Raw genomic sequence first — 8,275 nt, 5'->3', positions numbered from 1 at the left:
AGGATTTCAAGTAAATACTTTCCACATTTAGCAGGGAACAGGGAACAGGGAATAGGCAATAGGCAAAAGTTGGAAAAACATTTTCTAATCTAAGATTTGTCATTAGTTTATGTCTTAACCAATTCTTTCTTAGCTATATTTATTTAAATAGTTTCTACTTATATTTGACATTATTTGAATATATAGGACTATATTTCTGTAGAACTTTTACTATACCGATGGTGAAGGTTCGCTACCCAAACGTTCTTCAGCTAAATCTCTAATTAAAGACAGCCGAGACTGGATATATTCGTTAATTAAATCTGCTTCCCTGCCATTTAGGGAATTTCTAGTTTTCAACTGTTTGATTAACCACTGAACTAGGGTAGCATCATCTAGGGATATTAAGGTTGTAGCTTGGGAGTTCTCGATTAAAGACCAAAGCTGACGCAACATTGTGGGAGTCATAGAACCTCCATATAAGTATAAATAATCATCTTTTTGGCAGATTGGTACAGGCTAGTTAGTAACCAGGACGTAACCCAAAGCATATATATTCCCAATCTTATGCTTTCTTAACTATTCTTTTATATTTAGTTAATAGTAACTGAAATCTACTAATATCAGAAGCAGTTAAACACAATAAGTTACAATTATTACCAATATCTTTACAAACCGATGTTGTTCTTTACTTATTTTTGATGGGACTCAAAAGGTTTCATGGGTATTTTATCGGAACGAAAATTAAAGTTAAAGCAGTTTCCAAGTTGATTAAGTACATATATTGATGGTTTTAGGGAGTAGGGAGTAGAGGAGATGGGGAGGCAGGATAGGGAACAAACAAAAAAAATATTTACCCCGTCAGTGCTACCACATTAATCACCTAATCTGTTGCAGGTTGATGTACATATTTGTGAGGTAAATGATACTTTCTTTTGTATAAAAAACAGTATTCTTCTATACAAATATCTAATAGACATAGGAGTGGAAATTATACATATTAGAGATATCCAGAAAATAAATCTTTTAATTAGAGCAGACTAAGGATACGAAAAATTCACCCTAAAAAATCTTTTTTCGTGCCTTCGCGCGTAAAAACATCTTACCTGTTGCCTGTTGCCTTTCGGAGCTGTTGCCTACTCCTGCAAAAAATCTATATCTTTTTCGGAGATGTCTATTGATCATTTTTTGTGTCTTTTTTCAGAAATTTTCTTCCCTATTACCTCTGTTGGTCAGCATTCCCTTGCGTCTGTCGCCGAGGCGGGGTCTGACCACTTGTGGCTAGCCTTTTCCAGAGGAGCTAAAACTAACGTCGTCGCGGGGTCGCACCGCTGTTCCCTGTTACCTGTTCCCTACTTGTGCAAAAAGTCTATTCTTTTTCCCAGATGTCTAATATACAAATATCTAAGAATTAATTTGTTGATCAACTTTTTGTATTCTGTCCAATTCAAGGTCTGATAGATAATCTACACACCAGTTGGCCAAACGCTGGAGCATATGAAAAGGATAAGTATGAGCGACACCAACTACAGACATTCCTGCGAGTTTAGCTGCTTCAATTCCGGCAAAAGTATCTTCTATTGCTAAACATTCTGAAGGCTGTAGATTCATGTCTGGATATTGTTGATTTAGAATATTTACTGCCAACAAATAAGCATCGGGTTTTGGCTTACTAGCTTCTACATCATCTCCAGCAATAATTGTCTTAAAAAAATCAATTAAATTAGCTTTATTTAAGACTAATTCTACTTCGGATCGAAGAGCGCCACTAACTACAGCCATTTTCAGATTAGCTTGAGCGACCTGAGAAATAAAATCTATCGTATCTGAATAAATTGGTAACTCTTCAAGACTTTCTAATTGTTGTTGATAAGCTAGAGCTTTACGTTTAATTAACTGGTCTAAATACCCTTCATTAATATATCTACCTCTTTCCGTAAGTATTCCTTCTAAACAAGCACGATCGCTTCTTCCTAAACAGAATTGGTTGTATTCTCCTGGTCTAAGTAGCAAATTTTCATCAATTAATACTTGTTCTATTAATTTTTCATGGAGAAATTCATCATTAATAATTACACCATTAAAATCGAACAAAATAGCTTTGATAGTCATAAATTATAGCCATTTATATTTCAACTAATTATAATCAAAAAAAAATTCAGAACTCATATTTTTAGTGGTCTAAAATTATAGTAATTTAAAATAAGAATGAAACAGTTTTTATACTGAAAGTCTTTCAAGGCAAGAAACCCTATCTCAATCTAAATTTAAATGACTATATAATACTAAATAAGGTGGCAAAAACCAACTTTTCAATATTGATAAATATTTTTATATCAAGCAGTTACGGTATAAAAATAAGACATTTATGAAAACCGGATTTAGTATCAATAAGAAAAAAAGTATCTCAGGTTATAAGTTGACCCAATAACCTCTGGTTGTATAAATAGCTGTTTTAGCATTAAGGTCATTTCAGTTATCAGTTTAAGAAGAGGATTGACTAAAAAAGAATATTAATTATTTTCCTCCTTAATTAAAGAGAGACTTCAAACCTAAAATTATCAATTATTCAGTGAGGCGATCGCTTTATCCCTCCCAACATCATACTATTGCGGAATAGTTCCATAGCTTCTTGGTAAATTAAAAAGTTGCTGACCAATGGCGCTAGAAATTTTTCGTATTTTGTATTTTTCTTAACGGCCATCAAATTTTTCCTGTCTTAATTTCCTAAATGTCAGTATAAGGTGAGTTTTTCTTGCTTGCACTATGGAGCAAAAAATTAGGAAATTTTCTTCTGTAGAGCTTTTCTAGCAATTTTTGTCACATAAACGGTTACAGCAACTGTAGCTATTAGACCTATTCCATAAAGAATCCATTCTGCTGTGGTACGCGTCCCTCCTTCTGTGCCCAAAGTTGCCAAACTGCCAGCTAGGGAACCAAGATATACATACATTACTGTTCCTGGCATCATCCCAATCCAAGAAGCGAAAAAATAGTCTCGTAAAGATACTTGAGTTACTCCAAAAGCATAGTTTAGTAGGTTAAAAGGAAAAATAGGAGATAAGCGAGTTAGTCCAACAATTTTCCATCCTTCGTCAGCTACTGCTTCATCAATGGCCTTAAAGTTTTCATTTCCTTCTATTTGTTTAGAAACCCAACCTCGCGCTAGATAGCGACCAACTAAGAAGGCACAAGTTGCACCTATAGTTGAAGCAACAGAAACGTAGATGGAACCGAAAATAGGGCCAAATAACAGACCTGCACCTAGAGTTAGTAGTGAGCCTGGAAGGAAGAAAACTGTGGCCAGAATATAAATAATGATAAAAGCTATGGGACCCCAAGGGCCAAGAGTTTTTATCCAATCTAGGGCATTTATCAAGAGTTGTTGAGCGTTAAATTTATGAGCAATAACTAGGAGAGTTGCGACTACAAAAACGATTAAGAGTGGTTTGAGTAGTTTGTTTGATTTTGACTTTTTTTCTGTTTCTTGTTCTAGGTTATTCATCTATTAGTATATACGACATTTACAATAATCTTAGTATTAATGTATATGATACTCGTATATAGAGGTAAAAACCTTTATTTTCATCGTAGTCTTATCAGATTTTTATCTAATTTTCATGTAACATTGATTCTGACTATGGGGTATTTTGGGATAATTTTTTTGACGATTTCTTAGATATCTCTGATACTCATTTTTGACTGAGTTGCTTTATCAATAGAGATGTTTGGTAAACATTTAAAATTGAATGATTCCTAGAAAGAGGATTTAATTCAAGTTTAGATGTTATGCCTACTTTTCTAACAAATATAGCAATTAGAAATCATTTGTAAACAATCTAAGGATATATAAAAACTCTGAAACTTTTACCTCTATTCCCAGCTCCGGTGTTCCCTAAATTAAAAGATATTTTTACCCGCAACTGAAATAGGATTGCTACATTTTTATAGTCATTCTAAAATAGTTATTTTTCTCCATACCTTATTTGTTAAGTAGTGTAGGTGATATGACTAATTCGAGTCTTCAAATTAACTTGCTAATTAGTTGAAGTTAATGGCTCTGTAGCTACATCATTTAAACCTACTGAATTAAGTAGATTTTGCCATTCTGATTTAAGTTTGTTATCGTTCGGATTCAAACTAATTTTTTCTGCTAAGGCATCCAGTTTTTCGTGCCATATACCTGCGTCCGAATAAATTAACCAGCGGTCTCTCTCTGATTTTTGCTGTATTTCTGTTGTCAAATTTGGATTGGGATTAACTCTTTTAATTGAGCTTTGAACAATAGTTCCAGAACCACTTCCTTCGCAGCTCAAAGAGAATGTCCATTGATAATTTTCTCCTACTTTTAATTCTGGTTGATTGTTGGGAATTTTAATACGTATAATGCCCTGACTATTTGACACTGGTAGTAGCTTTTCATAAACTATTTTTTGACTAGAGTCTTTCAAGATAAATTCTCCAGCTATAGCTGTATTTTCTGGCACATACATATAAATTGTTGGATGTGAGGCTAAGGTTACTAGGGTTAATTCTTGTTTTTGATTTATCTTGGGAATTAGAGGAGTTAGAGGTTTTTGACCTTCATCTATACAATTATTTGCTCCTCGCGATCCTCCACCATAAGTACCTGTTGAACCACCTTCGACTCTAGGAACAATATTTGCTAAGGTATTTTGAGAAATACCTAGAGTAGTATTTGCTTTCCTATTAGTTGAACTAGCAGAATGAGTAGAGTTTGCTGATGTACTGTTGGGAAAAGAAGTAGTAAATAATCCTAAAACTAATGTCAAAATCATAGTTTTGAGAGTAATAGAAAAACGGAAATTTTGTAGATACATATTCTAAATTCCTTTTTTGGGTAACTGTTTTAATTACTTATTACTATTATAGTTTATCCATTTATGAATTGTGTAACTAGCTAGTTGAAGAAGGAATAAAGCAGGAAGAAGAAGGTAAGAAAGCTTGTACAATCAGCTTTTTAAGCTGATTTTAAGTGGTTATACGAATTCCCATGCATTAATGCTATACTCGCTATACTTAGGTAAAGTTCAGTTATTAAGTAATTAACACAGGCCGAATCACCTTTTTACTAATTTGAGTCAAGTTAATGTTAATTATTCTTATGTTTACTTCTCTGTAAGGATGTTGCATACAACGTCCTGTACGGATGTTAACGACCGCGCATACTTCCCAGGTGCCCCTACTCCCCTACTCCCCAGCCAAAGAAAATGTAGAAAAGTTTTTGAGAAATGGTATTAGTTATTTCCACCATCCTGCACTAATGTGTGAAAAAATAGTTTAATATTTTTTTGTGGCTGTAGAAAAATAGCAACATTGATGAGGAGTCAAAATTGAAAATTATTTGTTGTTTATGGTTAATTTAAAAATAGTTTTTCCCAGTAACTAAATATACATTTACTGGTATTTTTTTTCCTTTTAAATTTAAATTACCCCAAGCTTCTACTGAAAATTTTCTATCTAAATATTCCAAAGTTTCTTGAGCAATCAAAACTCGACAAATTCCTGGATGACGTTCTTTATCAAAACTTTCTAAGCGAGAAGCAATATTAACACCATCGCCAATTACTCCATATTCTAAGCGATTTTTTCCACCTAAACTACCAACTGTAACAGTTCCTGTATAAATCCCTATACGCATTTTTAATTCAGAAGAATTTTGTTGTTGCCATTTTTGATTTAATTGTGATAGATGTTGACCCATTGCTAAAGCACAATTAACTGCATTTTGGGCATCTATAGCAATCTCTTCAACACTGGTACGAGGTACTGGTATTCCAAATACTGCCATAACTCCATCTCCAGTAAATTTGTTGACTATTCCGTGATGATTTATGACAATATCTGTCATGGCACTCAGATATTCATTCAACCAATTCATTAAAGCTTCTGAAGTTTTTTTTTCAGAGATAGTGCTAAAGTTTTTTAGGTCAGTAAATAAAATTGTTGCTGTAACTGTTTTTGGAGGCAAAATTCCACTATTAATCAGATATGAACGTTCTTGCCAAAGAGCTTGAGCAATCTCTGGAGAAGTTTGTTGACCTAATAATTTCATCACCATATTTTGTTGTTGCCATGATGCCTGAATTTTGTAGACTATTACTACCCCAGTTGTCATGATTATTCCTAATATTGGTGCTGCTACAGGTATCCATCCCATCTTGATAAAAATGCCATAACTAATAGCTATTAAAGCTCCTAAAGCTAGAACATTAATTAGCAACAAAATAAAAGGTCGTCTGATATGCCAAGCAATACTACCACTGACTATTGACCAACTGAAAATCCATAGTATTTCCGTTGATTCATCCCAGTACCAAAATAGCTTTTGATCGTCAAGAACTGCACTAATAATTTGACTAGTAGCTTGAGCATGAGTCTCTACTCCTGACATCTTTGACTTTAACAAGTTTAACTGAGCAAAACTGTAAGGAGTAAGAAAAAAGTCGTTGCTACTAGAAGCTGTATTACCAATTATGACAATTTTGTTTTTAACTAATTCAGGGTCAAAGTTACCTAATAAAACATCTTTGATTGTGATTTTTGGAGCTATAGATTGAGAATTACGATAATTAATTAAAATTGGATATCCCTGAGCATCAATTTGTTGATATCCTCCAGAGTTTGGTTGTAATTTTTTAAATATTGCGTCACCTAATTGATATTCGTTATTTTCAGTTATCTGAGGGGATATTTTGTATTCTTGGAGATAAGCGAGAGCTAAATGTAAGCCAAACGCCACCATTGTTTCTTGATCATTATTAATAAATAATGAATAGCGACGCACTACACCATCTGGGTCTAGAGGAATATTATTAAAGCCAATTCTTTCCTTTGGAATACTAGGAGGTGGCGGTGTTGTACTCACAAATTGATTGCCAATAAAAGTAATACCAAAAACATTCGGTTTCTGTAGTTGTTCTACTAATTGTGTATAACCGGGATATTTAGGGAAATCTCGGTATAAATCTACACCTATTACTGAGGGTTGATGCTCTTGTAGAGAGGCTAAAACATCTGCTAAATTTTTGTCGGATATTGGCCACTGTCTTAAATACTGTATATCTTCTTCAGTAAGCTCTACTACTAATAATCTGGGGTCAGAGATTTCATCAGGCCCCAGACGCACCATCCCATCAAATACAAATAGCTCTAGTCGCTGTAATACTCCTAAGTACCTGAAAAATAATAAACTCAGAATTGCTCCACCAGAAACTAAAATTGCTGATATTGGTATTCCGTAAGAATGGACTTTTTTATCTATCCACTTAACAAAATGTATAGGATGCATAATTTTGATGGCCATTCATCCTGAATCTAATTAGGATGAAGCAAGTATTCTCCACACTCTTGGTCAACTTAAACAGAAAAAAGCATGGGAATTACTCAACTTCACCTAATTGCACTTACTCATGTCTTCCGCCATCTGGCATAATTGCACCGCTGAGGAGCGCCCCTTCTATACTAGCTCCTTCGAGGTTTGCTCCCCCTAAATTTGCTCCTTCTAGATTTGCTCCTGCTAAATTTGCACCTTCCAAATAAGCTCCTCCTAAGTTAGCTCCTGATAGATAAGCTCCTTCTAAATTTGCACCTTCCAAGTAAGCTCCACCTAAGTTAGCTCCTCCCAGATAAGCTCCTCCTAAGTAAGCTCCTCCCAGGTTAGCTCCTCCCAGGTTAGCTCCTCCTAACTTTGCTCCTGCGAGGTTAGCTACTGGTAATTTTGCTTCTCCAAGATTAGCTCCTCCTAAATTTACACCTCCAAGTCTGGCTCCTTCTAGGTAACAGTTTGGACATTCGCGAGTTTCGAGCAACAGTCTAATGTTTCGTTCTATTTGTTGGTTAGTCATTATTTGGAATAATAAAATATAGTCTAGATATCTATTTTATAAACTATAGTGCTATAGAGTGGATTAAATATTTTTACGACTGCTTATTAAGATATGATGTTAGTTAAATTATGAGATTAGTTAAAGCACCTATCTGTTGAGGATTAATTTAGAGGGTATTATTTTATATGTATTATCTATAATGTTGATTTTTATAAAAACTGGAGTCATATTATATCAGCTTAGATATTTGTAATACTAATATCATCACCGCTTAATTAAAAATCCAAAAAATTCTATCCAATCCTCATTTTGTCTTCTCTTTTTTCCTTGTTTCCCATGATTCATACTAAGTATCATACATGAAAAAAAATTGATGATTTTGCTCTACTTCCTCCTTTCATCAACAATCTTAAGTAAATCAAATTTAGTACTACAAATATCTAAGC

Annotated in this window: 7 protein-coding genes; all 7 read right to left on the bottom strand. The window is 33.9% G+C overall.

Annotated features, from left to right (window positions below):
• Nucleotides 1-210 precede the first annotated feature (210 nt).
• A complete protein-coding gene (locus F6K13_RS08385) occupies nt 211-447 on the bottom strand; it encodes a hypothetical protein (protein WP_124143608.1) in 237 nt (78 codons plus the stop codon).
• Nucleotides 448-1,383: 936 nt separating this feature from the next.
• Complete coding sequence (locus F6K13_RS08380) at nt 1,384-2,091, bottom strand: HAD family phosphatase (RefSeq protein WP_124143609.1); 708 nt, start codon at nt 2,089-2,091, stop codon at nt 1,384-1,386.
• Between the two features lie 457 nt (nt 2,092-2,548).
• Nucleotides 2,549-2,683, bottom strand: coding sequence for a hypothetical protein (locus F6K13_RS08375; RefSeq protein ID WP_275670294.1), 135 nt, complete (start codon nt 2,681-2,683; stop codon nt 2,549-2,551).
• 75 nt (nt 2,684-2,758) lie between these two features.
• Nucleotides 2,759-3,484, bottom strand: coding sequence for a TVP38/TMEM64 family protein (locus F6K13_RS08370; RefSeq protein ID WP_124143610.1), 726 nt, complete (start codon nt 3,482-3,484; stop codon nt 2,759-2,761).
• Between the two features lie 532 nt (nt 3,485-4,016).
• Nucleotides 4,017-4,820 carry a DUF928 domain-containing protein gene (locus F6K13_RS08365; protein WP_124143611.1) on the bottom strand — a complete coding sequence of 268 codons (804 nt, stop codon included), beginning with the start codon at nt 4,818-4,820 and terminating at the stop codon, nt 4,017-4,019.
• 542 nt (nt 4,821-5,362) lie between these two features.
• Nucleotides 5,363-7,306 carry a CHASE2 domain-containing protein gene (locus F6K13_RS08360; RefSeq protein ID WP_124143612.1) on the bottom strand — a complete coding sequence of 648 codons (1,944 nt, stop codon included), beginning with the start codon at nt 7,304-7,306 and terminating at the stop codon, nt 5,363-5,365.
• 100 nt (nt 7,307-7,406) lie between these two features.
• Nucleotides 7,407-7,847: a pentapeptide repeat-containing protein gene (locus tag F6K13_RS08355; RefSeq protein ID WP_124143613.1), complete on the bottom strand. Its 441-nt coding sequence runs from the start codon at nt 7,845-7,847 to the stop codon at nt 7,407-7,409.
• Nucleotides 7,848-8,275 lie beyond the last annotated feature (428 nt).

This window comes from Okeania sp. SIO2B9 (genome assembly GCF_010672505.1).
Classification (GTDB): domain Bacteria; phylum Cyanobacteriota; class Cyanobacteriia; order Cyanobacteriales; family Microcoleaceae; genus Okeania; species Okeania hirsuta.
The sequence above is the reverse complement of the archived record's forward strand: the minus strand, read 5'-3'. Positions and strand labels throughout refer to the sequence as shown.

Coding starts and splice junctions, on each gene's coding strand:
- F6K13_RS08385 (WP_124143608.1), bottom strand. CDS start 447: ATGACTCCCACAATGTTGCGTCAGCTTTGGTCTTTAATCGAGAACTCC.
- F6K13_RS08380 (WP_124143609.1), bottom strand. CDS start 2,091: ATGACTATCAAAGCTATTTTGTTCGATTTTAATGGTGTAATTATTAAT.
- F6K13_RS08375 (WP_275670294.1), bottom strand. CDS start 2,683: ATGGCCGTTAAGAAAAATACAAAATACGAAAAATTTCTAGCGCCATTG.
- F6K13_RS08370 (WP_124143610.1), bottom strand. CDS start 3,484: ATGAATAACCTAGAACAAGAAACAGAAAAAAAGTCAAAATCAAACAAA.
- F6K13_RS08365 (WP_124143611.1), bottom strand. CDS start 4,820: ATGTATCTACAAAATTTCCGTTTTTCTATTACTCTCAAAACTATGATT.
- F6K13_RS08360 (WP_124143612.1), bottom strand. CDS start 7,306: ATGGCCATCAAAATTATGCATCCTATACATTTTGTTAAGTGGATAGAT.
- F6K13_RS08355 (WP_124143613.1), bottom strand. CDS start 7,847: ATGACTAACCAACAAATAGAACGAAACATTAGACTGTTGCTCGAAACT.